Source organism: Algoriphagus aestuariicola (assembly GCF_017254835.1).
Taxonomy (GTDB): domain Bacteria; phylum Bacteroidota; class Bacteroidia; order Cytophagales; family Cyclobacteriaceae; genus Algoriphagus; species Algoriphagus aestuariicola.
In genome coordinates, this window is the sequence record NZ_JAFKCW010000004.1 from 451,090 (window position 1) to 476,586 (window position 25,497).

The window sequence follows — 25,497 nt, forward strand, 5'->3', positions numbered from 1 at the left end:
CCTATGAAAAAAACAATCTTCTTATTGCACCTGCTCGTTTTTTCGTTTTCGATTGCCGCATTTTCCCAAACTGACGAGGAGAAGGTTGAAGCGGTGATCGAAAGTCTTTTCGACGGAATGCGTGCCAAAAATGCCGAGCAAGTAGCCGCGGCCTTCTCCCCGGAGGCCATTATGCAGACCATTGCTGCAAAGCCGGAAGGCACGACCGTTGCCAGCAGTTCGGTTGGTGATTTTGCCAAACGAATAGGCTCAACGCCTGCCGAGACCCAGCTTGACGAACGTATCCTAGAATACCAAATCAAGGTAGACGGCGCATTGGCGTCGGTGTGGACTCCCTACCGCTTTTATCTCAACGGGAATTTTAGCCACTGCGGGGTAAATTCCTTTCAGTTGGTAAAAATGGCCGAGGGCTGGAAAATCGTCTACATCATCGATACGAGAAGAAAAGAACCTTGTGAAGAGTAAGTTTTATGAATGAATTCAAAGCGAAAGTCTATCAGACTGCGATCAGCCAACTGAAGGAAAAGGAGGCTCTCCTTTCTACCGAGCGTAAAAATATTATCGAAAGCATCCTTGAGGAGGAGAAGAACAGTGCCGGAGACAAGTATGAGACCGGCCGAGAGACGATGACCCAAGACCTCAATACGATCGAGGGTCAGATCAAACAGGGCAAGGCGGACTTGGATGAACTTTATCGCTTGAATACGATCAAGGACACTCCGGCCAGCGTGCAGGAAGGTGCTTTGGTCAAACTGGGAGCAGACTGGTTTTTGATTGCAGTGAGCATTGGCTTGGTCAAGGTGGACAATTCCAAGGTATTTCTCATGAGCAGAAATTCTCCGTTGGGCGAGCTGCTCATCGGCAAAAAGAAGAACGACCAGGTGAATTTCCGCGGTAAGATGCATCTGATCGAGGAGCTGGTTTGATTTGGGACTAATCTTTAGTCGGAACAAAGCTCATCAGTTCGGCAGAGCCGTCCAATAGAGTGAGCTTTTCTTTTTCGACTTTGAAGTTCTTGGCTTTTTCGAAGGCCGCAATAAATTCTTCTTCTCCTGAACCAGGACAGGCTTTTCTGGTCATGGCTCCTGGGTCCAGTCTGATCGCTCCAGGCCCGCCTTCGAGTGCAAACTCTCCCGAAAAGTTGTTGCAGCCAGCAAATCCGGCTAGGCGGCCTTCCTCAAGGAAGTTTAGGGTCGGGATTCCTGCGGGGTATTTGGAAAGGTCGGGGGCCTGTCCTGACAAGGAGGAAAGTTCCCAGCCTTTTCCGGTCAAAGCGCCGAGAGGATTGAGATTGTTGGTGCCCGCGCAGGCATTGATCAGCAGGAGCAAGAGGCTCAGGGTGATGCATTGCAGAGTTTTCATATCTTCTGGATTTGGGTATTCTCAAGATAGCTATTTGAGGGAAAAGTGGGTATTGGATAGTTTTGCCAAAATCACATCTCATCTACATTTTCATTGACAAAAGCTTAAATTTTGGCTTGGGACACTGAATTAATTTCATGAAAATCGACAAAGTCTATGGTTTTGTTTGGTCAAACCGTTTTTTCGATGTAACCTTGCCAAGTCAACTATCCGCCCATGGTACTTGCAGCCGATTCATTTTTATACGAAATCCGACTTTCCCCAGCGGGGAAGGCAGCTGCTTTTTTTTGTACCACGACCACCGGTATGACCACCATGATTACGGGGTGACCCGTTATGATCATGAGTACCCGCCCCTGAGGCCAGTAAATGGCCCGTTTCAAGTTCCAAATAATACATTCCCTGTTTTATGAAAATCATCAAGTTTGGAGGTTCATCCGTAGCGAACCCCGAAAACATCCGAAAGGTTTTTGCGATCCTTCAGGATAAGCTCAAGCAACACGAAATCGCCATCGTATTTTCCGCATTTGGGGGAGTCACCGAAAGCCTCCTGACCATCGCGCGATTGGCTAGAGAGGGAGACCAGGCCTATCGGGATTTGCTCCAGACTTTGGAAGAGAAGCATCTTGATATCGTGCGACAGCTGATTGCGGTGCAAAACCAATCCACCGTGATGACCTATGTCAAGGTGCGGTTTAAGGAGCTCGAAGACCTGTTTCACGGTATTTTTCTGATCAAGGAAAACTCAAGCCGAACGCTGGATTATGTTGCCAGCTTTGGTGAGCGGCTTTCCGCATTCATCTTGGCCGAGGCTATGGCAGGCAAGGGCATCAAGACGCAGTTTGTCGATGCAAGGGATGTGATCCGCACCAACGACCGCTTTGGTCAGGCCCGTGTCGACTATGAGGTGACCAATGCCCTGATCAAGGATTATTTTCTGAAAAATGACGGCGTAAAGGTCATCACCGGTTTCATTGCCTCCACTGCGAAAGGGGAAACCACCACGCTGGGAAGATCGGGCTCCGACTATACCGCTGCGATTTTCGCTGGCGCTTTGGAAGCACAGGATCTGGAGATCTGGACTGACGTATCGGGCGTGCTGACTTCCGATCCGAAGATGGTTTATACCGCTTTCACCATTCCTCAGCTGAGCTACAATGAAGCGATGGAACTGTCGCACTTCGGTGCCAAGGTGATTTTCCCGGCTACCATGCAGCCGGCAATGAAAAAGAACATTCCGATCTACATCAAGAATACTTTTGAACCCGAAAACCCAGGCACGCTGATCAACGGGGAAGTGAGCCATGGTGCCTTGATCAAAGGGATCAGCTCCATGTCCAATATCTCCATTGTGACCGTACAGGGAGCGGGCTTGATCGAAGGCGGAGCTACTGTGAGCCGTGTTTTCAGGGCGCTTGCCGAAGCTAAAGTCAATATCGTTTTGATTTCACAGGCTTCGTCGGAGCATAGTATCTGCCTTGCCATCAAGACCCATGAAGCATTCTTGGCCAAGGAATCGATCGAAAAGGAGTTTTTCTATGAGATCAAATCGGGCGAAATGGACGAAGTGTCCCTGCTTCATGGGCTCGCTACCATCGCGGTGGTAGGTGAAAATATGAAACAAAACCCTGGCGCCTCCGGCCGAATGTTCCGCGCCTTGGGCCGAAACAACGTCAACGTGGCGGCTATAGCGCAGGGAAGTTCTGAATTGAACATCTCTGCCGTAATCCCCCAGCCCGACTTGCAAAAAGCCCTCAACGCACTCCATGAGGCATTTTTCCTTTCGGAAAACAAAGTGCTACACGTATTCTTGGTAGGTACCGGCCTGATCGGGCAGGCGCTGATGAAGATGATCGCTTCCCAGCAAAATAAGCTGCTCAAGGACAACGAACTCGATGTCCAGATCCATGGCTTGGCAAACAGTCGCTTCATGGCTTTCCATGAAGACGGATTTGAGCTGAAGCCCGCTTACCAGCTGAGTGACAAAGACGAGCCCATGGATTTGGAAAAGTTCATCCAAAAAATGGAGGAAATGAACTTCTCCAACTCGGTATTTGTGGACTGTACTGCTAGCCAAGATGTCGCTGATGCGTACTCCCGCGTGCTGGAAGCCAAGGTAGCCATCGTGACTCCAAACAAGCGAGCCAATTCCGGTTCCATGGACCAATATCGTGCGCTTAAGCGTATTGCCAAACGCCGTGGCGTCAAGTTCCTATACGAAACCAACGTGGCCGCCGGCCTCCCGGTGATCAATACGCTCCAGGACTTAATGCTCTCAGGAGACAAAGTCATCCGAATAGAGGCAGTGCTGAGCGGTTCTATGAATTTTATCTTTTCCGAGCTGGAAAATGGTGCGCCTTTCTCCGAAGTGGTGAAAATCGCCAAAGATAAAGGCTATACCGAGCCTGACCCAAGGGATGATCTGTCCGGTATGGATGTGGCCAGAAAGATCCTCATCCTGGGCAGAGAGGCCGAGCAGGTGCTGGAGTTTGACGACATCACCATCCAAAGTATGGTGCCTGCAGATTGTCAGCACGCAGCTACCGTGCCGGAGTTTTTTGAAAAACTGAGCGGCCACGATGGAGACTTTGCCAAGCTTCTCCGTAAGGCAGGCGAAAATGGCGAAAGGCTCCGCTTTATGGCGACGTTGGAAGATGGCAAAGCAAAAGTAGGTTTGAAGTCACTTCCTGAATCACATCCCTTCTCCAGTTTGAAGGGATCCGACAACATGATCCTCCTGACTACAGACCGCTACCACGATCGTCCGATGATCATCCGGGGTCCCGGAGCGGGAGCGGACGTGACAGCAGCCGGAGTATTTGCTGATGTCATCCGAATCGGTAATTACACCAGAGAGTAATGAAGGCGGTCAGGGCATTTGCGCCAGCTACCGTCGCCAATGTGTCTTGCGGGTTCGATATTCTCGGCTTTGCAATAGACGCGATGGGAGACGAGGTGGAGGTTCGGCTAAAAGACGAGACTGGACTGGTAGTCGTTTCTATCGAAGGGGATCAGGGAAGGCTTCCCTACGAAGTGGAGAAAAACACCTGTGCGGTTGCCATCCAGGCTATGCTTGACGAGATGGATCGACAGGTGGGTATGGAAATATACCTGCGTAAAGGCCTTCCGCTAGGTTCAGGCATGGGTTCCAGTGCGGCAAGTGCGGTTGCTGCGCTAGTCGCCGCCAACCGACTGCTTGGCGAACCGTTCGAAAAGAAGGGCCTGCTACCATTTGCGATGGCTGCCGAAAAAGTCGCCTGCGGCGCAGGCCATGCGGACAATGTTGCTCCCAGTTTGCTGGGCGGCTTCGTCCTGATCCGAGACTACCATCCCTTGGATGTGATCAAATTGCACGTACCAGAAGGATTGCACTGCACGCTCTTGCACCCGCATTTTGAACTGAAGACCTCTGATTCCCGCTCGGTTTTGAGAGACAATGTCTCGCTGAAGCATTCGACGATTCAATCAGGAAATGTCGCGGGTCTTATTGCGGGGCTTTTCCAAGAAGACTTTGAGCTGATCGGCAGATCCCTGCGGGACGTGATCGCGGAGCCTTATCGCGCGACGCTGATTCCGGGTTTCTACGAAACCAAAGAAGCTGTAAAAGGTGCCGGTGCCTTAGGAATGGGGATTTCGGGATCCGGGCCAACGATGTTCGCACTTTCCAAAGGATCCGAAACATCCCCTGCAATCATCCGCGCTGCAGAGCAAGTATATGAGTCCATCGGCTTGGGAGTGGATGCTTACCATTCCGCGGTCAACATCCGAGGAGCTTACGTGATAGAAGAAAAGTAAATCTGGTCAACGGTCGACTGTCTACTGGCGACGGCCAATGTCCTTAGCTTGAAAATACCCTATGCTGTACTTCAGTACCAATAATCCCAGCCACAAAGTTTCTCTTTCCCAAGCCGTCATTAAGGGCCTTGCCCCTGACAATGGGCTCTATATGCCGGAGCGGATTCCGGTCTTGCCAAAGGAACTGATTAAAAGTCTTTCTAAAATGAGCTTCCGTGAAATTGGCTATGCCGTGATTGGTGCCCTTTTTTCGGAGGATATGAAAGAAAACCAGATCAAGGAGCTGGTGGATCATACGCTGACATTCGATGCTCCGATCGTGAAGGTGGAGGATGATGTTTACAGCTTGGAACTCTTTCATGGGCCGACTTTGGCTTTCAAGGATTTTGGGGCAAGGTTCTGCTCCAAGCTGATGAGCATGCTTCACGGGGAAAATGATAAAACCGTCCGGGTCTTGGTAGCGACTTCCGGTGACACGGGAAGTGCCGTAGCCAATGGTTTTCTGGGAGTCGATGGGGTAGAAGTGATCATCCTTTTTCCAAAGGGAAAAGTCAGCCTGCTGCAGGAAAAACAATTCACAACCCTCGGCCAAAACATCACGACCCTGGAAGTAGATGGGGTTTTTGACGACTGTCAGGCGCTGGTGAAGCAGGCTTTTCTCGATGCCGAACTGAATGAAAAACTATTGCTGACTTCGGCCAATTCCATCAATATCGCGCGCTGGATTCCCCAGTGCCTGTATTACTTCTATGCGTATTCTAGACTTCCAGAAATGGGAAAGAAGATCGTTTTTGCCGTTCCAAGCGGGAATTTTGGCAACATCGGCGCCGGGATTTTAGCGCAAAGAATGGGGCTGCCGATCGACCACTTCGTAGCGGCTACCAATGTCAACAAGGTGGTGCCGGATTATTTGAGAGGTGATGCTTTTGCCGCGAAGCCTTCCATCCAGACGTTGTCCAACAGCATGGATGTGGGTAATCCCAGCAATTTTCCTAGACTTCTTTCGCTTTACCACAATGACGAGAGCCTGTTCCGGGAAAAAGTGGGAGGCTATTTTTATTCCGATGAGGAAACGATCCAAGCCATCCAAGCCGTAAAGCCGAAAGGCTACACCTTGGACCCGCATGGCGCAGTGGGCTATTTGGGATTAAAGGATTTCATGTCGGAGAATCCGGGCTATGTAGGCGTGTTTTTGGAGACTGCCCATCCGGGCAAGTTCCGGGATGTGGTGGAGGAAGCTTTGAAGGAAGAATTGGTGTTGCCTGAGCGATTGGCTGCTTTCTTGGAAGGCGAGAAGAAAGTGATCCCGATGGGGAAAAGCTTTGGGGAGTTTAAGGGGTATTTGGAGGGATTGGTATAGTCGACTGATGGTGTAATTTGATGCTATTCAAAACACTAAAAGTCTTACTATGTAGTTGGTCTTTCTAAACCAGTTCCTTAGGCTCGAAAACCGCGATCTGGCTAGAAGAGAAGTCCTTTGAGTTTCGGGTGATGATTCCGGTGATATTTGGAATTTTTAAAGCGCAGAAGTGCTGAACACCATCCTCCAAATCCTTAAAGTCGGAGCGTATTGCAGCTTCGATGTCAGATTTTTCCACCGAAACCAGGGAAAGAAAGTTCAAGATTCCTCCGATTTTTTGCCTGCTTTGATTCTCTCCGATCTCCTTGGAAAGGATGTAGTAAGTGGTCAGAATAGAATTAACGGAGGTCCACAGTTGCCATTCCCTGGTTAATCCTTTTTCAAAAATTTTTAATGCGAATTGCCCATACGGGAATCGGTTGCCCAAAAAGTCCAACAAGATGTTGGTGTCCAAAAAATAGGGTTTCATGATTTCTGTTTTTCCGCCAAGATTTGTCTGATTGTCTCCTTTTCGTTTAAATCTACAGGCAAGTTTACTGTGCCAAAAAGGCCTTGGAATTCTTCAGGAATCTCCAACTGCTTATTTTCGGACTCTTTGACTTCTTTTTCAAGGTAATTTTCCACCAGATCAGAAAGGCTTCTTCCTGATTCATTTGCAAATTTCTTTGCCTTCTCGATCAGAGACTTTTCAATGGTTAGAGTCAACTTAGTTTTCATGACACGTGTGAGCTGTGATAAATATACGTATAGGGAAGGATTTTGATACCCTGCGATTAGATTTCTTTGGGTTCTGAAGGATTCTAGCGTTCATTCAATGTTGTCTGAGGACCGAATTGATTTCTTGGTTTATGCTGGATATTTGATTTTTCGCTTCCTCTATAGGCATCCCCTCAGCCAATCCAGGCCGTTGATGTCCCGTTTGAGTTAGCCAGGCATTTCTCAGGATTTCTTGCCGCTTTTGGATGAGTTGAAGGACATTCATCCCCTCTGGAAAATCCGTCAATAGTTCCTCGATAGAGTTTGCAACTGTCATCTCCGTTTCTCCCAATCCCATAAGAATCTCCTTCGCCATCAGAAAATGTCCAGCTTCGTTGGGATGGACTCCGTCTTTCGCAAAAACAAAATCAGGGTTTTTGAAGCGATTATCTTCAAGTGCTTTCCTCATCGGCCAATGCAGATCGATCACTTGCCATTGCTTTGTGTAGCGCAGGCTGATCAGCCAGTCAGAGTAGACATCCAAGACATTGGCATAAGCGGCGCCTTTGCGGGGATCATAGATTGGAGGTGTCACATGAATGATTTTCGCTCCCGAATTCTCGACTGTCTGATGCATCCATTCCATCCCATCCTTGAATTTTTCAAATCGATCATCATCCAGCGGGAGGTAGATACCATCATTCATACCGTAGTTGGCGATCACGAGATCGGGTTTTAGCTGTGTCAAAACCCGCTGCAATCGCTCTCTTAGATCCGGCCGGGGAAACTTGCCTTCGGCGTGATTGGGCTCGGAAAGACCGGAAACTGTCTCACTCGGTAGGCCAAGGTTGATGATTTCCAGATTCCGATCTGGATAGGCGAGGGTAAAATATGCGTCGAGGTAGGAAACAAATTTACCGTTGTAAGTGATGCTGTTTCCTAGAAAGACAATTCGCTTTGTTTCTTCAGGGATGGCGTAGTTCTGCGCGAAGCTCTGGAAATTTATCAGCGAGAAAAGAAGAAGAACGGGGATGTATTTAACCATAGTTTATTGGATTGGGTCATCTCTTCAAAATCAGGTGATAATTGTCAGTTTGGAATAGATCTGTCTATTTATTTCTTAATTTGATTCTTAAACCTAATCTAACTCTACCTATTATTCTATGAAAAACCCAATCAAATGGTGCTTGTCTTATGGACTGTTGATCACCGGAGCCTTAGCCTGCTCTGCTCCAAAGCAGGAGGAAATGGCTGAGAAACCCACAGAAGATAGCATTGCGGCCAAGTACAACCATCAGCCACTTGTGACCGATCTCTTTACTGCCGATCCCTCCGCGCACGTTTTCGAGGGCAAAATATACATCTATCCCTCCCACGATATCAAGACGGATGTCCCACAGGACGATATGGGCTCCCATTTTGACATGAGGGATTATCATGTCTACTCCATTGAGAAGCCCGGATCACCTGTGACAGATCACGGAGTCGTGTTGAAATTGGAAGATATTCCATGGGCCAGTCGACAGCTATGGGCACCAGATGCTGCTGAGAAAGATGGAAAATATTATCTGTATTTTCCTGCCAAGGACATGGAAGGCATCTTCAAAATTGGCGTCGCAACTTCGGACAAACCAAGTGGTCCATTTACTGCCGAGCCTGAGCCGATTCCGGGTACATTCAGCATGGATCCGGCAGTCTTTCAGGAAGGCTCCGACTATTTCCTGATTTGGGGTGGTATCTGGGGCGGACAGTTGCAGTGGTATGAAGATCAAAAACTCGTCTCAGGGCGAGACGGTCAGTTAACTGGGCTCCCAGAACCCGAAGAGCCGGCTTTGACTCCCTACATGGCGAAGCTGGGTGGGGATATGAAATCTCTTTCTGAAAAGCCGAAAGAAATCCAAATTTTGGATGAAGGGGGCAATCCCATCAAAGCAGGTGACAATAACCGCCGCTTTTTTGAAGCCGCTTGGATGCACAAACTTGGAAGTACCTACTATTTGTCCTATTCAACGGGGGACACCCACTACATTGCCTATGCCACTGGCGACAATCCATACGGCCCTTTTACCTACCGAGGCAATGTATTGAACCCGGTAGAAGGTTGGACTAATCATCATTCTATTGTCCAGTTTGAGGGAAAATGGTATCTGTTTTACCACGACACTCAGTTATCGGGAGATACACCCTTGCGAAATATCAAAATGGCGGAATTAACGCACAAGCCCGACGGGACCATTCAGACCGTGGATGCGATGAAAAAGTAGTTGCCGACGGTCGACCGAAGACCACGGAATGCTACTGTGGAACAATCACTAAGATCAGGTAGCGGAGAATATAAAGAGCCTGTCCAGAGTTTTGGGCAGGCTTATTTTTTTCTTTCTATGGTATAGCTGACCAGATCCTTGAGCGAGTTTCTGTAGATGGACTCTGGAAACTCCTCCAAAATACCCAGCGCTTCCAAGTAAAAGCCGTCCATTTTTTCCTTGGCATACTCCAGGCCTCCGCTCTTTTTTACAAAAGCAATCACTTCGTTGACGGCTTTTTTGTCCTCGGATCGGTTGCGGATAAGGTAGATGATTTTTTTCTTGGTCAGCCAGTCCGCATTGCGCAGGGCGTAGATCAGCGGGAGGGTCATTTTTTTCTCCTTGATGTCGATGCCGACCGGCTTGCCGATCTCCTCGTCGCCATAATCGAAGAGGTCATCCTTGATCTGGAAGGCCAAGCCGACTTTTTCTCCGAAAAGCCGCATTTTTTCAATCACCGCTTCGTCATTTTGAACGCTGGAGGCGCCGACGGCGCAGCAGCTGGCGATGAGGCTCGCAGTCTTTTGGCGGATGATTTCGTAGTAAACTTCCTCGTCCACATCCAGCTTGCGGGCCTTGTAGCTTTGGAGCAGCTCTCCCTCGGACATTTCCCTAACGGCATTTGACACGATGCGAAGCAGATGGTAATCTCCGTATTCTACGCTCAGTAGTAATCCGCGGGAAAGCAAATAGTCTCCCACCAATACCGCGATTTTGTTTTTCCAAAGGGCATTTACCGAGAAAAAGCCCCTCCGGTAGTTGGCATCGTCGACGACATCGTCATGCACCAAACTGGCGGTGTGCAAGAGCTCGATCAGTGCAGCACCACGATGGGTGGACTCGTTGATTTCTCCAAAGATCCCGGCCGTCAAAAAAACGAACATCGGACGCATCTGTTTGCCTTTGCGCTTGACGATGTAGTTGGTGATGTGGTCGAGGAGCTTGACCTTGCTTTTCATAAAGTCCCTGAACTTATGTTCGAATTGAGCCATTTCGGCTTCAATGGGGACTTGTATTTGTTTGAGGTCTGGTTTCATCCGGCAATGCTGGCGTAAAAATAATACCCTTTAGCTCACGGGCAAGTGATTCTATGATAGACGCCCAATCAAACGCGTCAATCGGAGGATCGTTTTGGTACTTTTTGTGTATTTTGTATGAACTGGAAATTCATCAAACCCATAAACGATCCAAACGCAATGAAAAACATCCGAATTGAAATAAAATGGGGCGTCCTGTTTATCCTGGCCGGGCTGATCTGGATGATCTTCGAAAAGGCGATGGGCTGGCATGATGTCCATATCGACCAGCATGCAACTTATACCCTGCTCTTTGCTCCAATTGCCATCGCCTTATACGTTTTTGCGCTTTTGGACAAGAAGAAGAACTTTTATGGAGGACGAATGAGCTTCAAGCAGGGTTTTGTCGCCGGCCTGATTGTCACCTTGGTCGTGGTGATCTTAACCCCATTGAGCCAGTATATAACGAGTACTTTCATCACCCCGGATTATTTCAATAACGTCATATCGTACGCTGTATCAAGCGGGCAGATGGACCAGCAGGCCGCAGAGGAATATTTTAACCTGAAAAGCTACATCGTCCAATCCACGGTTTTTGCTGCGGTGATGGGCCTGGTGACCTCGGCGGTGGTCGCGTTTTTTGTCCGCTCAAAGTCTTGACAGCGTCGCCTTTCCAATGTTTTCTATTGGAAATGGCATTTTTTCTATCTTTGAGGCCTTTCTAAAACCAGCATTCCACCTTGGAAGAGAAATACATCAAGCACCGCTACGATCCGATCATCCCCAGCAAAAACGAATGGCCGGTGGTGAAGTTGGCTAGGGAGCGCAAAGAGTTTGTGAAGAAGGTGGCCGAGCTGGCGGAGGCCAGGATTTTGGGATTGACGGGGAAGAATCCGGATATTTTAAAAGAGGAACTTGAAACCACGCTCTACCGCGAAAAGCTCCGCGTCAAGCAAAATCCTTGGGCCGTAGATCCGGATGACGAAAATGAGTTTTGGAATGAGGTCAAAAATTCCCTGCTCCAGACCAATAACGACACGACGCTGGATAGAGAGCGACGCTTCCTTGCCTATCAGGGACTGCTTCACCGAATTACTTCGCGCTACGCAGAGGAGATCGCCTCCAATTTCAAAGCTTCCCACTACAAGTTTACCAGAAGTATCGTGACCTATGGTTTTGCCCGCCTGCTCAATGCGGCTAGGGTGAAAGGCATTAAGTCCATCTTCAGTACGCAATACACGCTACAGGACAAAATCCAGATCACGGGACAGACCGACCAGATCCGCGACTTGGCTACCAAGGGGACGATCGTCATGGTGCCTACCCACTTTTCCAATTTGGACAGCGTATTGATCGGCTGGATTATTTCGGTGTTGGGCATGCCGCCCTTTATCTACGGCGCAGGGCTAAACCTCTTCAATATCTCCATCTTCGCCTATTTCATGAATGCGCTGGGCGCTTACAAGGTGGATAGGAGAAAGAAGAATCTGATGTATCTGGAGACGCTGAAGACCTACTCCAAGGAGGCGATCCAGTTTGGCTGCCACAGTCTTTTTTTTCCAGGCGGTACACGCTCCAGGAGCGGGATGATCGAGTCCAGACTAAAACTCGGCCTGCTGAGTACAGCCATAGAAGCGCAGCGGGCAAATTTTCAAAATGGTCTCAACGACATCTCCGGCAAAGTGTTTATCGTTCCGGTGACGATTAACTACCACTTTGTGCTGGAGGCGCCGGGACTGATCCAAGAGCATTTGAGCACAACGGGCCAGGAGAGGTATTACAAGGAAAACGACGAATTTTCCACTTCGTACAAGATCTCCAAGTTTTTGTTCAAATTCTTCACGAAGGGATCGGACATTTCCGTGTCCATCGGGAGGGCCATGGATGTGTTGGGCAACTATGTGGATGAGGATGGAGATAGCCTTGACAAGCGTGGCCGTAGGATCGACACGCGGGACTATTTCATTTCGGAGGGGAAAGTCACCATCGACCAGCAGCGGGAGGAGGAATACACCAACATGCTGGGCAAACGCATTGTGGAGGAGTTTCACATCATCAATCGTGTGTTCAGCTCGCATCTGGTGGCCTTCGTCGCGTTTGAATTGATCAGGCAAAAAAACAACAAGCTGGATATCTTTGATCTGATCCGATTGCCGGAAGAGGAAATTTCCATTCCCTATGAGGAATTTAGGGATGCTTGCCAGATGGTTTTGGACAGGATTTTCGAATTGAAAAGTCAAGGCAAGATCGACGCAGCACCTCACCTCAAGCGAGGTATCGACGAGATCATCAGCCATGGCATAGACAATGTCGGCATGTATCATGCGAAGCACCCGCTGGTGCGAGACAAGCAGGGGAATATCGCCACTGAAGACATGAGCTTACTTTATTTTTATCACAACAGACTGCACGGATATGGCCTTGAAAAACTCTTTTAAGTCCAAAAAAGTCGGCGTGGTCGGCGTAGGAAGTTTCGGGACGGCAATCGCAAATATGCTTGCCGAGAAGAATGAGGTGGTTGTTTTTGCAAGAAAGGAAGAAGTGGTGGAAGAGATCAACACGGTACACACCGTCTCTGGACGGGAGTTGAATCCTGCCATCCGGGCGACCGTTGACCCTAGCGAGCTTTGCCGTCACTGTGACATCCTGTTTTTCATGATTCCCTCGACGGGATTTTTGGAGGTGGTGAGGAACTTTGCGCCTTTTCTCTATCCCTATCACATTATCATTCATGGGACCAAGGGACTGGCGCTCAATCTAGGAGAGAGTGAAAGCCTTGAGACTGTCCAAAAACTGAAAAGAAGCCAGGTTTTGACCATGAGCGAGGTGATTATGCAAGAAACGGTTGCCATACGAGTGGGCTGTCTTGCAGGCCCGAATATCTCAAAGGAGCTGATCCTCGGCAATCCCGCCGCGACGGTAGTTGCCAGCAAATACAACGAGGTAATCCTCGAAGGCCAGCGCCTGCTCCGATCTGAGCGATTTCAGGTGTACGGCAACTCGGACATAATCGGAGTCGAGTTGAGTGGCGTTCTAAAAAACATCATTGCGATCGCTTCTGGTGCTTTGGCCGGTTTGGGACTGGGCGAAAATGCCAAAGGCTTGCTGATCTCAAGAGGAATGGTGGAAATGGTTCACCTGAGCAAGGCCCTAGGCGGAAGTGTCCAGTCTGTCATGGGACTGGCTGGCATAGGCGATTTGGTTACGACGTGCAATTCCGTGGATTCCCGAAATTTCACAGTCGGGTTTCGACTGGCGAAAGGGGAGACGCTGGACCAGATTCTTGCCACGATGGATGAAGTGGCTGAAGGGGTCAACACCGTAAGAATCGTAGACGCTTTCATCAAAACAGCAGGAATCCGCGCGCCGATCACGGAAAATCTCCACCGTGTACTTTTTGAAGATCTACCAATTTCTGACGCACTTCAGTTTCTTATGAAGTACCCCTTCAGCGTAGACGTAGACTTTGTCTGAAAAAATCTGGATTACAAGCTCAACTCAAAGCTATTGGATAAAAAGAAAGCTCTCCGGTTTGGAGAGCTTTCTGCTTTTAGTTTGCTGGTAGGATCTTAACCAAAAGACCGGTTCCTTCTGTGATCGCGTAGAGATACCCATCTGGGCTTTCCGCTACTTGGCGTACCCGTCCGATGCCGGGAAGAAGTTTTTCTTCTGCGACGAGCTTGTTGTCCTTCAACACTACCCGTGCGATATGCTGCTTGGCAAGAGCCCCGACGAGGATGTTACCTTTCCAGTTTGGATACTTATCTGAAGTCACCACGGTGAGTCCGCAGGTGGCGATAGAAGGCACCCAATAGTGGATAGGCTGCTCCATTCCTGCTTTTTCAGTGAATTCAGCCAAGATGGTCCCGTTGTAATTGATGCCATACGTGATGACCGGCCAACCGTAGTTTTTGCCTTTCTCGATGATATTTAGCTCATCTCCCCCTTTTGGGCCGTGTTCGGTTTCCCAAAGGATGTTGTTTGCCTTGTCGAAATACAAGCCTTGCGGATTCCTGTTGCCATAGCTCCAGATGGACTTGACCGCATCGGTAGAGTCCACGAATGGATTGTCGGCTGGGATGCTTCCATCGTCGTTGATTCGGTGGACTTTGCCATGCGCATTGCTCAGCGTCTGCGCGTTCATCGGGGTATCGCCTTTGTCCCCGTTGGAGAAGTAGAGATGGCCTTCGTTGTCGAATACAATCCGGCTACCGAAATGGCGTCCGCCCTTCCAGGATGGTCCGGCGGTGATCAGGTCTTCCTGCTCCACGGCAGTATTGCCGTCCAGCTTGAAGCGCATGATGGTGGTAGCGCCGGTGCTGTCCTCGAAGTTCTTCGCATAAGCGATGTAGATCCAGCCATTTTCCGCATGCTTCGGATGGGCAGCGACATCGAGAAGGCCGGCTTGATTCACCACATGTACTGCCGGCAGGCCTTGGACTTTTTCTCCGGTAAATTTGTCGTCTTTGAAGATCAGGATTTCACCTTTTCTCTCCGTTACCAGCATTCGTCCGTCAGACAGCCAGGTCATGCCCCATGGGCTTTCAAAGTCGCTGTGGAGGGTATCCACGCTGATACTCATTCTTTCCGTTTCGAGGACTGCGGAATCACTCACCGCTTCGGTGGCCGTTTCTTTTGGCGTGCAGGAAGCCCACAGGGAGACCGCTCCTGCCAAAAGTGCAACAGGTAAATAATGTTTGTTTGAGGACATGGGTTATGAATTTTTCAGCAAGTAAGTTAAGCTGAAAGATTCAAATTCAGAATAAAATCTCGGTCAATGGCTGATTCCCGTGATCTGCGATTCTGGAATGTTGATAAACTGCTCAGCTTCCTCGACCATCGCCGATGATCCAATGAAAAGCGGTGTTCGCTGGTGAAGGCTCTCGGGCTGGATATCAAGGATTCTCCCACCGCCATCACTGGCTTTCCCCCCCGCTTGCTCAATGAGAAATGCCAAAGCATTTGCCTCGTAAAGGAGTCGGAGCTTTCCGTTGGGATTTTTCAAGGTTGAGGGATAAAGGTAGATGCCGCCTTTGAGGAGATTTCGGTGAAAGTCAGCCACCAGGCTTCCAATATAGCGAGACTGGAATTTCCGTTCCTTGCAGGCTCGTACATAGTTTTTGATGCCGGTTTGCCATTCGTATTCGAGACCCTCGTTGATCGAATAGATCAGCCCGTCTTTTGGAGCTTGGATGCTCGGGTGGGAGAGGAAAAACTCGCCCAAACTTGCCTCATAGGTAAAGCCGTTGGTGCCACATCCCGTGGTATAGACAAGCATGGTAGAAGAGCCATACAGGACATAACCTGCGGCTACCTGCTGGTTTCCGGGCTGCATGACATCCTCGGTGGTGACGGGACTGCCCACGGGAGTCTTTCTCCGATAGATCGAAAAGATGGTTCCGATGCTGATGTTCACGTCAATGTTGGAGCTGCCGTCCAAGGGGTCTATGGCGACCACATACTTGCCGGAGTTGTTTTGCAGGTCGATCACCTCGTCCTCCTCTTCGGAAACAATGGCACAGACTTCGCCTCCTTTGCTGAGCGCGCGCATGAAGCGGATGTTGGCGATGACGTCGAGTTTTTGTTGTTCCTCGCCTTGGACATTGGTCTGCCCAAAGGCGCCCCCGATATTGGATAGTCCAGCGCGGTTGGTTTCACGATTGACTATCTTCGCCGCAAGCGCAATGTCGCGGAGCAGCTGGGACAACTCTCCGGAAGCAAAGGGAAAGTCACTTTGCTTGAGCTTGATAAAGCGGTCTAGCGTCACCCCGACGGAGTAGGCGAGGTTGGTTTGGTCTGGTTGATACGGTGAAGTTTTCATTCTGAGAAAAGTGCAATATTTGGGTTTATACCCCAGAAAATTAAGAATAAATACCTATGGCAAAAACTTTGGTCTATAAATTTGGCGGTGCTTCTGTCAAAGATAGCATTGCGGTCAAAAACTTAACTGAAATTCTCCGTAATCGATTGCGTAAAGACATGGTTATCGTGGTGTCCGCAATGGGAAAGACGACAAACGCACTTGAGTCCATTCTATCAAGAAAACTGGCCAAAGAAGATTTTTCACAGAATAGTTCAACTTTAAAAGCCTTTCATCTGGAGATTTGCGAAGGGCTTTTTTCTGCCGGACATCCCATTTTTGCGCAGGTTCAGAATCTTTTTCTCCAGCTGGAAAACAAACTTGAGCTGGACTTGAGTAGAGAAAACTATGACGAATTTTACGATTCCATCGTGGGATTTGGAGAGCTTGTCTCTTCCCGGATCGTGGCCGAATACCTTTGCTCACAAGATCTGCTGGTTGTTTGGAAGGATGCGCGGGAGGTGGTAAAGACCAATTCCGACTTTCGCTTCGCAAAGATTGATTGGGAGGAGACTAAGAAATCCTGCTCTTCCCAGTGGAAGCCGCTTCTTGGGAATTTCCCCATTTTGACGCAGGGGTTTATAGGTTCGGATCCCAAAGGGAAGCCGACAACGCTAGGCCGCGAGGGATCTGACTTCACCGCCGCAATCCTCGCGACAAGCTTGGGTGCAAGCTCCGTGACAATTTGGAAGGACGTTCCCGGAGTGCTCAATGCAGATCCCAAGATCTTTTCTGACACTCGCAAATTTGACGAGCTGGGATACAGGGAAGCGGCAGAGATGACTTATTTCGGCGCTTCGGTTATCCACCCCAAGACCATCAAGCCCTTGGCAAACGTTGATATTCCCCTTTTTGTGAAGTCCTTTCTCGATCCAGAGGCGCCGGGCACAAAGATTCACGGTGCTGCCATCCCACACGAAGTACCAACCATCGTTCTGAAAAAAGAGCAAATTCTAGTCAGCTTCAAGGTGACGGATTTTACTTTTATCGAAGAGCTTCATATCCATCGGGTGTATGAGCGATTGCAAGCCTTGAAGCTGCGTGTCAACATGCTTCAGCTATCAGCTATCAGTATTTCCATCGTCATAGACGCACAGCTCTTCAAGCTAGACCAATTGCTGGAGAAGCTAAAGTCGGAATTTGAAATCCGATATAATGAGGGCTTGGAACTCCTGACCATTTTGCATCCCGCACAAGAAGGGATTTCCGCCTATTTGGAAGGCTATGAGGTACTGCTGGAGCAGGCTTCCAGAAATACCTTTCAGGCAGTGAGGAGAAAGATATGATTGTAGTTGTGTAGGCGAAGGTGTTTGGCTATTCAATTTTTGATTGGCTATATTCAGTGAATCAAACCCGTTAACCTTCAGCTCAATGGACAACAGAAGAGTTTTTCTCAAAAAAGCAGGGATTTCCACTTTGGCCCTGAGCCTGCCCTACGCAACTACCCTTTCAGCTATGCAAACACAAAATGAAGACAAAATCCTCCGTGTCGCCATAATGGGACTCGGCAGCTACGGTACACGTGTGGCAGAAGCCATGAAAGACTGCAAGCGCGCGAAGCTCGTCGGGGTGGTCAGTGGCACTCCGACCAAGATAGCCGATTGGCAGAACAAGTACGGTATCCCCGCCAAAAACTGCTACAACTACGAAAATTTTGATCAAGTAAAAGACAATCCGGATATCGATGTGGTGTACATGACCACACCCAATTCTCTTCACAAACCTCACTGCCTCCGCCTGGCCGCTGCCGGAAAACACGTCATCAGCGAAAAGCCAATGGCACTCAACGCCGTCGAGGGACGGGAGATGGTCGATGCTTGCACCAAGGCCGGCGTTCATCTCCTTGTCGGTTACCGCATGCATTTTGAGGCGAAAACCTTGGAAGTGGTGCGTATGCAGCGTGCTGGAGATTTTGGGAAAACCCTGTTTTTCCAAGGTCTGAGTGGTTTTATTATTGGAGATCCAACGCAGTGGCGACTTAACCGGGAGCTGGCGGGCGGAGGCTCCATGATGGATATCGGGATCTATTCTGTCAATGGCGCCCGATACATGCTGGGAGAAGAGCCAATTTGGGTGACGGCGCAGGAGTCCAAGACTGATCCGGTTAAATTCAAAGAGGGCGTGGACGAGACTATCACCTTTCAGATGGGATTTCCCTCCGGTGCGATCGCTTCCTGCCTATCTACCTATGCGCTCAATTATCTGGACAAGTTTTTCCTAAACGGTACCAAGGGCTTTGCCGAGATGCAACCCTCGACAGGCTATGGCCCGATCAAAGCTTGGACCAATAAAGGGCCTATTGAGCGCGAGCATATCACTCACCAGACCACCCAGATGGACGAAATGGCGGCGATAATCCTGGATGGGAAAAAGCCGGTCATTCCCGTGGATGGAGAGGAAGGTCTCAAAGATCTGGTGATCATCGACGCGATCTACGAGGCTGTTCGAGCCGGAAAAAAGGTAGAAATCAAGTAGATGAGTTGCCAAAATAGAGAATCTAGTCGATCGATCTCAGATCCAAAACCAACTGATTTTTTAATGAAATATGTATTCTTGGCGCTTGTCCTGCTTGGAAGTATCCCCTCCTGGGCTCAGGAGGGCGTGATTTTTGGTAACGGAGCCAAACTGCACTACCGGATTTTTGGTACGGGTGACCCGCTACTCCTGATCAATGGTGGACCCGGCATGAGCTCTGAGGGGATGGCTGACTTAGCCCAAAGGCTTGCTCAAGACAACGCCGTGATCATCTACGACCAGCGAGGTACTGGGCTGTCCGAAGTTCCTGCTTTGGACGAGAATCATATCAATATTAAAAAGATGATCGAGGATATCGAAGTTTTGCGGGAGCACTTGGAGATTGAGAGCTGGATTGTGCTTGGCCAATCATTTGGGGGAATGCTCGCCTACTTCTATGCGGCAAAGCATCCCAAACGGGTAAAAGCCATGATCCAATCTCATTCGGCCGGAATGAGTGACATGGGACTTTTTCTCAGTTCAAATCCCGCCAAGAACCTAAGCAAGGAGGAATTGGATTCCCTGTTGTTTTTTGAAGCGAAAATAAAGGCAGGAGATAGCAGCGAGGTCAATTTGAGGAATTTTGCAGAGGCAAGGACTTCCGCTTATCTCTACAGAGATGATGATGAGATGGTTAACAAGATGGCACGGGCGATGTTGTCGGCTAGTTCCAGGATAAAACAATTGGTGATGGTCGATGTTCTTTCGAATGGGCTGTCTGCCGAAAACAAAATGAAGCGGTTCAGAAAGCCCGTATTGCTGCTTCAGGGAGAGTATGACATTTTTATGGAGCAGCTGATCTTAGATGCGCACCAGACGCTCAAAAATTCAAAAATGCTCATTTTGCCGGACTGCGGCCATTGGGGCTGGATCGAACAGCCTAACCTCTATTTTGGCGAAATTGAGGCTTTTTTGGACCACGTCAACCAAAACCCAGAATATGCCTTCTAGCTGGGACGCCACTGAAGTCAATCCAGCTTCAGCTGCATGAACACCAAGTTCAGCCATCTTTCAAACTTGAAAGCCACCTCGGGGAATCGTGCGACTTCGCGGAAGCCCAGCCTTTCGTGAAAGCGGTAGCTGCCCAAGTTTTCCGAATCCATTCCGGCTATCATCACATGATAGCCTTCGTTTTTTGCGATTGCGATCAGCTGCTTCATCAAAGCCGATCCAATTCCCTGATTTTGGGATTTGGCCGTCAGGTAGATTGAATGCTCTATGGTGGTGTTGTAGCCGGGCTTTGCGCGGAACTTCCCAAAGGTCGCATAGCCCGCAAGCTCGCCCCCGATCTCACCGATCAGGACGGGAAACCCGGCCGCCAGTTTTTCCGAGAATTGCGTCTGCACTTCTTCCAAAGTCTTCGGATCGTAGTCGTAGTTGTGAAAGGTGTTTAGGATGTAGTCATTGATGATCTCCAGGATGGCCGGAGCATCGCTTTCCTGATAGGTTCGGATTTGGAAGTTCATTATTGAAAGCGTTTGACGATTTTTTCGATTCCAGGCAGATAGGCCGTGCCGAAGAGATTAAGGTGCACGAGCAGGGGATAGAGATTGTAGATCCCCATACGGCTTTCAAAATCCGGCTCCAAGGGTACGATGGAGTCGTAGGCCTCATAAAACCGTGAGTCAAACCCGCCAAAAAGTCGGGAAAAGGCGATGTCCATCTCCCGGTGTCCGTAGTACACCGCGGGATCAATCAGGCAGGGTAGGCCTTCCCTGTCGCAGATCACGTTGCCCGACCAGATGTCACCGTGCAGCAAGGCGGGTTTTTCCTTTGGAAAAATCGAATCCAGTCTAGGGTAAATGGCTTGGAATTTTTTCAGAAAGTCCAAGGGGATCAGTCGGTCAAAATAAGCCTTTCCCAACATAGGCTCCAGTCTCTGCTCGATGAAGAAGTTAAGCCAGCTATCGAATTGGAGGTTTTTTTGGTGCAGGGAAGCGATGTAATTGTCCGACCCAAACCCGAAAAGTCTGGAGGTGTTGAGGTGTAGCTGGGCAAGTCCGAGCCCGAGATTTTCCCAATAGTCTAGCTGCTGTCTGGAGGATGGTATAAATTCGGAAAGGAGATAATTGTAGTCACCCACACGGCCAAGTCCAAAGGTCTCCGGTACTTTGAGAAAGGTGGATTTTCGAAGCTTTTGTAGCCCTTCCGCTTCTTTGGCCAAAATATCCTTTTCGTGGTCAAAGTTTAGCTTGAGAAAAAAAATGCCCTCGGAAGTGTCGAGTCGGACGCCTTGGTTGTGATTTCCGGCGGCGATTAGGCTAGCGGATTTTACCTGGGCCATGGGCCCCAAAGTCACTGTGATTACCTGTGCGTAGATCTCGTGCTGATCATACATAGAGTTGGTGAACCTCTTTGATTTTCCTCAGAAAACTCTCGATCGATGCGTCCAGGATATGATATATTTCGTCAAATCCTTCTTCCCCTCCGTAGTAGGGATCCGGTACCGGCATACCTTCCCAACCCGTCACGAAATCCCGCATGAGGTACACTTCCTTTTCCGGGAAGTTAAACTTCTCTTTTAAGCTTTCGAGATTGGTAAGGTTGCTTTCATCCATCGCGATGATGTAGTCAAAATCCCTGAAATCCGTGCGGTTCACCTGTCTGCCCCGATGATTGATTTTCAGGCCTTTTCTTTGGGCACATTGAATGGTCCGTTCGTCGGGGAGCTCGCCGATATGATAGTCTGAGGTGCCAGCACTGTCTGATTTGAATTTGCGCGACAATCCCAAAGCCTGGATTTTGTGGTTGAAAATGGCTTCGGCAAGTGGTGAACGACAGATGTTGCCCAAACAAACAAATAGGACTTTAATCATATGGAGAGTTCTACTAAGGCTGTTTAACGGTGATGGAATAAACAGAACGGCTTTGAAAGTAATTATTTTTCAGGGTTTTTGCACGGGTAAAATCCCAATTTCCCCCACTTTTTTTGAGCCCATGGATTTTTTGATTTCCGGTTTTAAGAAAAAAAGAGGATTTGGTATTGAATGGCTACTTTTGGGGATGAAGTTGCTATACCGTCTGTTTTTTTCAGTGATTCCGGGTATTTTGATTTTGCTAAAGCCCTTTTCCAGCAAATTGAGTCATTTTTTGGAGGGCAGAAGACATGTCTTCACAAAGTTGGGAAAATTTCGCGACTCATTCCCGGGTGCCCTTGCTTGGTTTCATGTTGCTTCCCTTGGAGAGTATGAGCAGGCTCGTCCCTTGATCGCGGCATTAAAGGCGAAAAGGCCTGAACTCGGCATCGTGGTCAGTTTTTTCAGTCCTTCAGGCTACGACCATGTCGCCAAAAAACCTCAGCCCAACCTGGATTACATTACTTATTTGCCTCTGGACAAAAAGAGCTGGGGGCAGAAGTTTGTGCAAATCCTCAAGCCGGAACTGGTATTTTTTGTCAAATACGACCTTTGGTACCACCATATCCAAGCTTTGAAAAAGCAGTCTATCCCCGTTTTTTTGGTAGCGGCGAGCCTGCGGGAGGATCAGAGTTTTTTTGGAGCTTTTGGCTCTTTTTTTCGGCAAAACCTTTTTGCAATGGACTGGATTTTTACCCAGAACAAGAAGAGCTTGGATATGCTGAAGCAAATCGGATATACCCAAGCCTCTTTGGCGGGAGACACACGTTTTGACCGTGTGGCATCCACCGCTGCCGAGCCAAAGAAAATGCAGGATATCAAAAACTGGACAAATGGACGGCCTGTAGTCGTGGTCGGCTCCGCTTGGGAAGAAGACATGGCTATCCTCATCCCGCTGATCAATTCCCGCCCGGACTATCGCTGGATCATCGCCCCACATGATCTCAGTCCTGAGCCCATGGATCGCTGGACCGAACGCATCCAACTTACGACCGCCAAATATTCGAAATGGGGTCAGGTAGATTCAAATTCTGTTTTGTTCATCGACAATATCGGCATGCTGTCGTCTCTATACCAATTTGCCAAAATCGCCTATGTCGGAGGTGCATTTGGGAAGGGCCTGCACAACATCCTCGAGCCGCTTGGCTTTGGCTGTCCGGTGATATTCGGAAAAGTGAAAAATACCTCCAAGTTTCCCGAGGCAGAACAGAGCCAGCTGGAAGGCTGTGGTTTTTCAGTAGCGGATGAAAGATCCCTCACCGAAGTTTTTGTTCAGTTGGAGAACCCTGAACTTTACAATCGATCAGTCTTTTCTGCACAAAATTGGGTAAAATCAAACCTTGGAGCAGCGGATCGGGTCATAGCAAAAGTTGCCGAACTAATCTCAAAACATGAAAGGTAGAGTCATCAAGTCAACTGGTAGCTGGTATATAGTTCAGGTGGAAGATAAGATAATCTCAGCCCGCCTCAAGGGGAAATTCAAACAGGACGAGCTGAAATTGACCAACCCCATCTCGGTAGGAGATTGGGTAGAGCTGGAGGAGGAATCAGGACAAGCTACGGCTGTGATTTCCCAGATTTTGCCAAGAGAAAACTACGTGATCCGAAAGTCGACCCGCAAGCAGCACTTCTCCCACATCATCGCAAGCAACTTGGATCAGGCGATTTTGGTCATTACGATGAAAAAACCACGTACCTCCTTCGGCTTCATCGACAGATTTTTGGTCAGCACGGAGAGCTTTAGGATACCGGCAATCTTGGTAGTGAATAAAATGGATCAACTGGAAGGTGAGGTCGAGGAGGAATGGCTGCAGGACATCCACGAGATCTATGAACCTTTGGGATATCCTGTAGTGGAGATCTCTGCCTTGACGGAAAAAGGGCTCAAGGAAAAATTCTTGCCCTTTATCCAAGGGAAGACTTCCCTTATCGCGGGGCATTCTGGCGTGGGAAAATCCACGCTGCTGAATGCACTGATCCCCGAGGCTAAGCAGGATACAAAGGAGATTTCCGGATTTAGTTCAAAAGGTGTTCACACCACAACGTTTGCAGAGCTTTTCCCACTTCCTGAGGGCGGAGATTTGATCGATACACCAGGGATCAAGGAATTTGGCATTTTGGATATAGAGGACAATGAGCTCTCGCACTATTTTCCCGAAATGAGAAAATACCTCGGGCAATGTAAATACCATAATTGTACGCACATCAACGAGCCTGGATGTGTGGTGCTAAAAAAGCTGGAAGAGGGATATATACACCCCTATCGGTATCAGAGCTACGTGAATATCCTCGACGATGAGGACAGTCACCGGTAGGTGGTTTTGAATCCAAATCAAATTGGTCTAATTTTCCCTTTTTAAAATCATCCTATGAGCGAAGTACTCAATCATAAGCAGGTCGGGCAGAAACTCACCCGAATGGCTTTCGAAATCTACGAGCGCAATCTGAATTCATCAGGTGTCGTATTTGCGGGGATCACCGGAATGGGCATGATCCTGGCCAAGCTTCTCGCCGAGGAGCTGAGGCGAATTTCACCGATTCATGTAGAGGAGCTGGAAGTGGTGCTGGACAAATCGGACGTTGCCAAATCGGAGATTGAGCTTTCGGAAAACGTGGACTTGACCAACAAAAACATCATCCTGGTCGACGATGTGCTGAATACTGGCAAGACGCTGGTCTATGCCATGAAGCCATTTTTGGACCTCGAGATCCAAAAAATGGAGATCGCGGTGCTGGTCAACCGAAGTCATGGACTTTTTCCCCTAAGACCCGACTACACCGGTTTTGAGCTGTCTACCACTTTCAATGAGCATATCCGTGTGGATGTCTCAGGTCCACAACATTCCGTGCAATTACACTAAGCCCATGTCCGTACATTCCTCAGCGAATATCAAGCGCATCACGACCCACACCCTTCAAGAGATGAAGCACCGTGGGGAAAAAATATCCATGCTTACGGCATATGACTACTCGATGGCCAAGATCGTGGATGAGGCGGGCATCGACATCATTCTGGTGGGCGATTCTGCATCGAACGTGATGGCGGGTCACGAGACCACCCTCCCAATCACTTTGGATCAAATGATCTATCATGCCTCTGCGGTAGTTCGGGCAGTGAAGCGGGCCTTTGTGGTAGTGGACATTCCCTTTGGCAACTACCAAGGAAACAGCTCGGAAGCACTGCGATCCGCGATCCGAATCATGAAAGAATCCGGCGCCCACTCGGTCAAAGTAGAAGGAGGCTCCGAGATCAGGGAGTCCGTGGTGCGGATCCTAAGTGCCGGAGTGCCCGTAATGGGCCACTTGGGATTGACCCCTCAATCCATCTACAAGTTTGGCACCTACACTGTCAGGGCAAAGGAAGAAGCTGAGGCGCAGAAGCTACTGGAAGACGCCCAAGTTCTCGAGGAATGCGGCTGCTATGCCATTGTTTTGGAGAAGATTCCCGCGGCGCTGGCAAAGAAAGTCGCAGAGACGGTCTCCATTCCGGTGATAGGAATTGGCGCTGGTGGTGGCGTGGACGGGCAGGTACTGGTAGTGCACGACATGCTGGGCATCACCCAGGAGTTCAAACCGCGATTTTTACGCCAGTATGCCGACCTCCAGTCCGTGATGAAGAACGCGGTCAAAAATTACGTCGCTGACGTCAAAGCGAAGGATTTTCCCAACGAGTCGGAAAGTTATTGATGTCTTCCTGCGCAAAAACAAAATCGGCTGTCCCAGATTTTCTGGGACA

The 25,497-nt window shown here is 49.0% G+C and carries 26 protein-coding genes; 16 read left to right on the forward strand and 10 right to left on the reverse strand.

From position 1 onward, the window contains the following. Nucleotides 1-3 precede the first annotated feature (3 nt). Both J0A67_RS18165 and J0A67_RS18170 read left to right on the forward strand, forming a co-directional pair. Nucleotides 4-465, forward strand: a complete 462-nt coding sequence (locus tag J0A67_RS18165) for a nuclear transport factor 2 family protein (RefSeq protein ID WP_206570816.1) — start codon at nt 4-6, stop codon at nt 463-465. A 5-nt stretch (nt 466-470) separates the two neighbouring features. Next, nucleotides 471-926: a GreA/GreB family elongation factor gene (locus tag J0A67_RS18170; RefSeq protein ID WP_206570817.1), complete on the forward strand. Its 456-nt coding sequence runs from the start codon at nt 471-473 to the stop codon at nt 924-926. A gap of 7 nt (nt 927-933) precedes the next feature. On the opposite strand, the gene J0A67_RS18175 is transcribed toward J0A67_RS18170, so the two are convergent. Beyond that, nucleotides 934-1,362: an META domain-containing protein gene (locus tag J0A67_RS18175; RefSeq protein WP_206570818.1), complete on the reverse strand. Its 429-nt coding sequence runs from the start codon at nt 1,360-1,362 to the stop codon at nt 934-936. Between the two features lie 409 nt (nt 1,363-1,771). Between J0A67_RS18175 and thrA the strand changes: the two genes are divergently transcribed. The 3 genes from thrA (at nt 1,772) to thrC (ending at nt 6,517) form a co-directional block, all read left to right on the forward strand. Beyond that, nucleotides 1,772-4,222 (forward strand): bifunctional aspartate kinase/homoserine dehydrogenase I, encoded by a 2,451-nt coding sequence (gene thrA / locus J0A67_RS18180; RefSeq protein WP_206570819.1) that lies wholly within the window; start codon nt 1,772-1,774, stop codon nt 4,220-4,222. Then, nucleotides 4,222-5,157, forward strand: coding sequence for a homoserine kinase (locus J0A67_RS18185; RefSeq protein WP_206570820.1), 936 nt, complete (start codon nt 4,222-4,224; stop codon nt 5,155-5,157). Before thrA ends, J0A67_RS18185 begins: the two co-directional genes overlap by 1 nt. Before the next feature lie 61 nt (nt 5,158-5,218). After that, nucleotides 5,219-6,517 (forward strand): threonine synthase, encoded by a 1,299-nt coding sequence (thrC, locus tag J0A67_RS18190; protein WP_206570821.1) that lies wholly within the window; start codon nt 5,219-5,221, stop codon nt 6,515-6,517. A 64-nt stretch (nt 6,518-6,581) separates the two neighbouring features. On the opposite strand, the gene J0A67_RS18195 is transcribed toward thrC, so the two are convergent. From J0A67_RS18195 to J0A67_RS18205, 3 genes are all read right to left on the reverse strand, one after another. Next, the gene (locus J0A67_RS18195) at nt 6,582-6,986 is read right to left on the reverse strand and encodes a type II toxin-antitoxin system VapC family toxin (protein ID WP_206570822.1); all 405 of its coding nucleotides are present in this window, start codon (nt 6,984-6,986) and stop codon (nt 6,582-6,584) included. After that, nucleotides 6,983-7,234: a DUF6364 family protein gene (locus J0A67_RS18200; protein WP_206570823.1), complete on the reverse strand. Its 252-nt coding sequence runs from the start codon at nt 7,232-7,234 to the stop codon at nt 6,983-6,985. The genes J0A67_RS18195 and J0A67_RS18200 overlap by 4 nt, the downstream gene beginning before the upstream one ends. Before the next feature lie 94 nt (nt 7,235-7,328). Further along, nucleotides 7,329-8,258, reverse strand: a complete 930-nt coding sequence (locus J0A67_RS18205; RefSeq protein WP_206570824.1) for an SGNH/GDSL hydrolase family protein — start codon at nt 8,256-8,258, stop codon at nt 7,329-7,331. Nucleotides 8,259-8,376: 118 nt separating this feature from the next. On the opposite strand from J0A67_RS18205, the gene J0A67_RS18210 reads away from it, so the two are divergent. Further along, nucleotides 8,377-9,477, forward strand: a complete 1,101-nt coding sequence (locus tag J0A67_RS18210; protein ID WP_206570825.1) for a glycoside hydrolase family 43 protein — start codon at nt 8,377-8,379, stop codon at nt 9,475-9,477. Nucleotides 9,478-9,578: 101 nt separating this feature from the next. Here the strand turns inward: J0A67_RS18210 and J0A67_RS18215 are convergent, their stop codons facing one another. Beyond that, nucleotides 9,579-10,553, reverse strand: a complete 975-nt coding sequence (locus J0A67_RS18215) for a polyprenyl synthetase family protein (RefSeq protein ID WP_206570826.1) — start codon at nt 10,551-10,553, stop codon at nt 9,579-9,581. Nucleotides 10,554-10,712: 159 nt separating this feature from the next. Here J0A67_RS18215 and J0A67_RS18220 point away from each other — a divergent pair, with 159 nt between their 5' ends. The 3 genes from J0A67_RS18220 (at nt 10,713) to J0A67_RS18230 (ending at nt 14,006) form a co-directional block, all read left to right on the forward strand. Further along, entirely contained in the window at nt 10,713-11,192 is a 480-nt protein-coding gene (locus J0A67_RS18220; protein WP_206570827.1) for a DUF4199 domain-containing protein, read from the forward strand. Between the two features lie 80 nt (nt 11,193-11,272). Beyond that, nucleotides 11,273-12,970 (forward strand): 1-acyl-sn-glycerol-3-phosphate acyltransferase, encoded by a 1,698-nt coding sequence (locus J0A67_RS18225; protein WP_206570828.1) that lies wholly within the window; start codon nt 11,273-11,275, stop codon nt 12,968-12,970. Further along, nucleotides 12,948-14,006, forward strand: a complete 1,059-nt coding sequence (locus tag J0A67_RS18230; protein WP_206570829.1) for an NAD(P)H-dependent glycerol-3-phosphate dehydrogenase — start codon at nt 12,948-12,950, stop codon at nt 14,004-14,006. Before J0A67_RS18225 ends, J0A67_RS18230 begins: the two co-directional genes overlap by 23 nt. A 76-nt stretch (nt 14,007-14,082) precedes the next feature. Here J0A67_RS18230 and J0A67_RS18235 read toward each other — a convergent pair whose 3' ends face one another. After that, nucleotides 14,083-15,243, reverse strand: coding sequence for a PQQ-dependent sugar dehydrogenase (locus tag J0A67_RS18235; protein WP_206570830.1), 1,161 nt, complete (start codon nt 15,241-15,243; stop codon nt 14,083-14,085). A 63-nt stretch (nt 15,244-15,306) separates the two neighbouring features. Further along, a complete protein-coding gene (gene fbp / locus J0A67_RS18240; RefSeq protein WP_206570831.1) occupies nt 15,307-16,353 on the reverse strand; it encodes a class 1 fructose-bisphosphatase in 1,047 nt (348 codons plus the stop codon). A gap of 56 nt (nt 16,354-16,409) precedes the next feature. Between fbp and J0A67_RS18245 the strand changes: the two genes are divergently transcribed. The 3 genes from J0A67_RS18245 to J0A67_RS18255 all read left to right on the forward strand — a co-directional run bounded on the left by J0A67_RS18245 (nt 16,410) and on the right by J0A67_RS18255 (nt 19,857). Continuing rightward, nucleotides 16,410-17,678: an aspartate kinase gene (locus tag J0A67_RS18245; protein WP_206570832.1), complete on the forward strand. Its 1,269-nt coding sequence runs from the start codon at nt 16,410-16,412 to the stop codon at nt 17,676-17,678. Nucleotides 17,679-17,763: 85 nt separating this feature from the next. Then, complete coding sequence (locus J0A67_RS18250; RefSeq protein ID WP_206570833.1) at nt 17,764-18,867, forward strand: Gfo/Idh/MocA family protein; 1,104 nt, start codon at nt 17,764-17,766, stop codon at nt 18,865-18,867. 63 nt (nt 18,868-18,930) lie between these two features. Beyond that, complete coding sequence (locus J0A67_RS18255; RefSeq protein ID WP_206570834.1) at nt 18,931-19,857, forward strand: alpha/beta fold hydrolase; 927 nt, start codon at nt 18,931-18,933, stop codon at nt 19,855-19,857. A 17-nt stretch (nt 19,858-19,874) separates the two neighbouring features. Here the strand turns inward: J0A67_RS18255 and J0A67_RS18260 are convergent, their stop codons facing one another. Genes J0A67_RS18260 through J0A67_RS18270 form a run of 3 tightly spaced genes read right to left on the reverse strand, consistent with a single transcriptional unit; the run spans nt 19,875 to nt 21,722 of the window. Further along, nucleotides 19,875-20,372, reverse strand: coding sequence for a GNAT family N-acetyltransferase (locus J0A67_RS18260; protein WP_206570835.1), 498 nt, complete (start codon nt 20,370-20,372; stop codon nt 19,875-19,877). Next, nucleotides 20,372-21,244, reverse strand: coding sequence for a fructosamine kinase family protein (locus tag J0A67_RS18265; protein WP_206570836.1), 873 nt, complete (start codon nt 21,242-21,244; stop codon nt 20,372-20,374). The genes J0A67_RS18260 and J0A67_RS18265 overlap by 1 nt, the downstream gene beginning before the upstream one ends. Then, entirely contained in the window at nt 21,237-21,722 is a 486-nt protein-coding gene (locus J0A67_RS18270) for a low molecular weight protein-tyrosine-phosphatase (RefSeq protein ID WP_206570837.1), read from the reverse strand. The genes J0A67_RS18265 and J0A67_RS18270 overlap by 8 nt, the downstream gene beginning before the upstream one ends. Before the next feature lie 52 nt (nt 21,723-21,774). Here J0A67_RS18270 and J0A67_RS18275 point away from each other — a divergent pair, with 52 nt between their 5' ends. The 4 genes from J0A67_RS18275 to panB are packed head-to-tail and all read left to right on the forward strand — an operon-like array spanning nt 21,775 to nt 25,448. Next, the gene (locus J0A67_RS18275) at nt 21,775-23,163 is read left to right on the forward strand and encodes a 3-deoxy-D-manno-octulosonic acid transferase (RefSeq protein WP_241265248.1); all 1,389 of its coding nucleotides are present in this window, start codon (nt 21,775-21,777) and stop codon (nt 23,161-23,163) included. Then, nucleotides 23,153-24,076, forward strand: a complete 924-nt coding sequence (gene rsgA, locus J0A67_RS18280; RefSeq protein ID WP_206570838.1) for a ribosome small subunit-dependent GTPase A — start codon at nt 23,153-23,155, stop codon at nt 24,074-24,076. Before J0A67_RS18275 ends, rsgA begins: the two co-directional genes overlap by 11 nt. Nucleotides 24,077-24,130: 54 nt before the next feature. Then, nucleotides 24,131-24,622 carry a phosphoribosyltransferase family protein gene (locus J0A67_RS18285; protein ID WP_206570839.1) on the forward strand — a complete coding sequence of 164 codons (492 nt, stop codon included), beginning with the start codon at nt 24,131-24,133 and terminating at the stop codon, nt 24,620-24,622. A 4-nt stretch (nt 24,623-24,626) separates the two neighbouring features. Continuing rightward, a complete protein-coding gene (gene panB / locus J0A67_RS18290) occupies nt 24,627-25,448 on the forward strand; it encodes a 3-methyl-2-oxobutanoate hydroxymethyltransferase (protein ID WP_206570840.1) in 822 nt (273 codons plus the stop codon). Nucleotides 25,449-25,497: the final 49 nt, after the last annotated feature.

Bases quoted from the DNA above. Each gene is read 5' to 3' on its own strand.
- J0A67_RS18165 (WP_206570816.1), top strand. From the start codon at position 4: ATGAAAAAAACAATCTTCTTATTGCACCTGCTCGTTTTTTCGTTTTCG.
- J0A67_RS18230 (WP_206570829.1), top strand. From the start codon at position 12,948: ATGGCCTTGAAAAACTCTTTTAAGTCCAAAAAAGTCGGCGTGGTCGGC.
- J0A67_RS18270 (WP_206570837.1), bottom strand. From the start codon at position 21,722: ATGATTAAAGTCCTATTTGTTTGTTTGGGCAACATCTGTCGTTCACCA.
- J0A67_RS18200 (WP_206570823.1), bottom strand. From the start codon at position 7,234: ATGAAAACTAAGTTGACTCTAACCATTGAAAAGTCTCTGATCGAGAAG.
- rsgA (WP_206570838.1), top strand. From the start codon at position 23,153: ATGAAAGGTAGAGTCATCAAGTCAACTGGTAGCTGGTATATAGTTCAG.
- J0A67_RS18170 (WP_206570817.1), top strand. From the start codon at position 471: ATGAATGAATTCAAAGCGAAAGTCTATCAGACTGCGATCAGCCAACTG.
- thrC (WP_206570821.1), top strand. From the start codon at position 5,219: ATGCTGTACTTCAGTACCAATAATCCCAGCCACAAAGTTTCTCTTTCC.
- J0A67_RS18220 (WP_206570827.1), top strand. From the start codon at position 10,713: ATGAAAAACATCCGAATTGAAATAAAATGGGGCGTCCTGTTTATCCTG.
- J0A67_RS18205 (WP_206570824.1), bottom strand. From the start codon at position 8,258: ATGGTTAAATACATCCCCGTTCTTCTTCTTTTCTCGCTGATAAATTTC.
- J0A67_RS18285 (WP_206570839.1), top strand. From the start codon at position 24,131: ATGAGCGAAGTACTCAATCATAAGCAGGTCGGGCAGAAACTCACCCGA.
- J0A67_RS18175 (WP_206570818.1), bottom strand. From the start codon at position 1,362: ATGAAAACTCTGCAATGCATCACCCTGAGCCTCTTGCTCCTGCTGATC.
- J0A67_RS18215 (WP_206570826.1), bottom strand. From the start codon at position 10,553: ATGAAACCAGACCTCAAACAAATACAAGTCCCCATTGAAGCCGAAATG.
- J0A67_RS18255 (WP_206570834.1), top strand. From the start codon at position 18,931: ATGAAATATGTATTCTTGGCGCTTGTCCTGCTTGGAAGTATCCCCTCC.
- thrA (WP_206570819.1), top strand. From the start codon at position 1,772: ATGAAAATCATCAAGTTTGGAGGTTCATCCGTAGCGAACCCCGAAAAC.
- J0A67_RS18265 (WP_206570836.1), bottom strand. From the start codon at position 21,244: ATGTATGATCAGCACGAGATCTACGCACAGGTAATCACAGTGACTTTG.
- J0A67_RS18195 (WP_206570822.1), bottom strand. From the start codon at position 6,986: ATGAAACCCTATTTTTTGGACACCAACATCTTGTTGGACTTTTTGGGC.
- fbp (WP_206570831.1), bottom strand. From the start codon at position 16,353: ATGAAAACTTCACCGTATCAACCAGACCAAACCAACCTCGCCTACTCC.
- J0A67_RS18260 (WP_206570835.1), bottom strand. From the start codon at position 20,372: ATGAACTTCCAAATCCGAACCTATCAGGAAAGCGATGCTCCGGCCATC.
- panB (WP_206570840.1), top strand. From the start codon at position 24,627: ATGTCCGTACATTCCTCAGCGAATATCAAGCGCATCACGACCCACACC.
- J0A67_RS18185 (WP_206570820.1), top strand. From the start codon at position 4,222: ATGAAGGCGGTCAGGGCATTTGCGCCAGCTACCGTCGCCAATGTGTCT.
- J0A67_RS18245 (WP_206570832.1), top strand. From the start codon at position 16,410: ATGGCAAAAACTTTGGTCTATAAATTTGGCGGTGCTTCTGTCAAAGAT.
- J0A67_RS18210 (WP_206570825.1), top strand. From the start codon at position 8,377: ATGAAAAACCCAATCAAATGGTGCTTGTCTTATGGACTGTTGATCACC.
- J0A67_RS18235 (WP_206570830.1), bottom strand. From the start codon at position 15,243: ATGTCCTCAAACAAACATTATTTACCTGTTGCACTTTTGGCAGGAGCG.
- J0A67_RS18250 (WP_206570833.1), top strand. From the start codon at position 17,764: ATGGACAACAGAAGAGTTTTTCTCAAAAAAGCAGGGATTTCCACTTTG.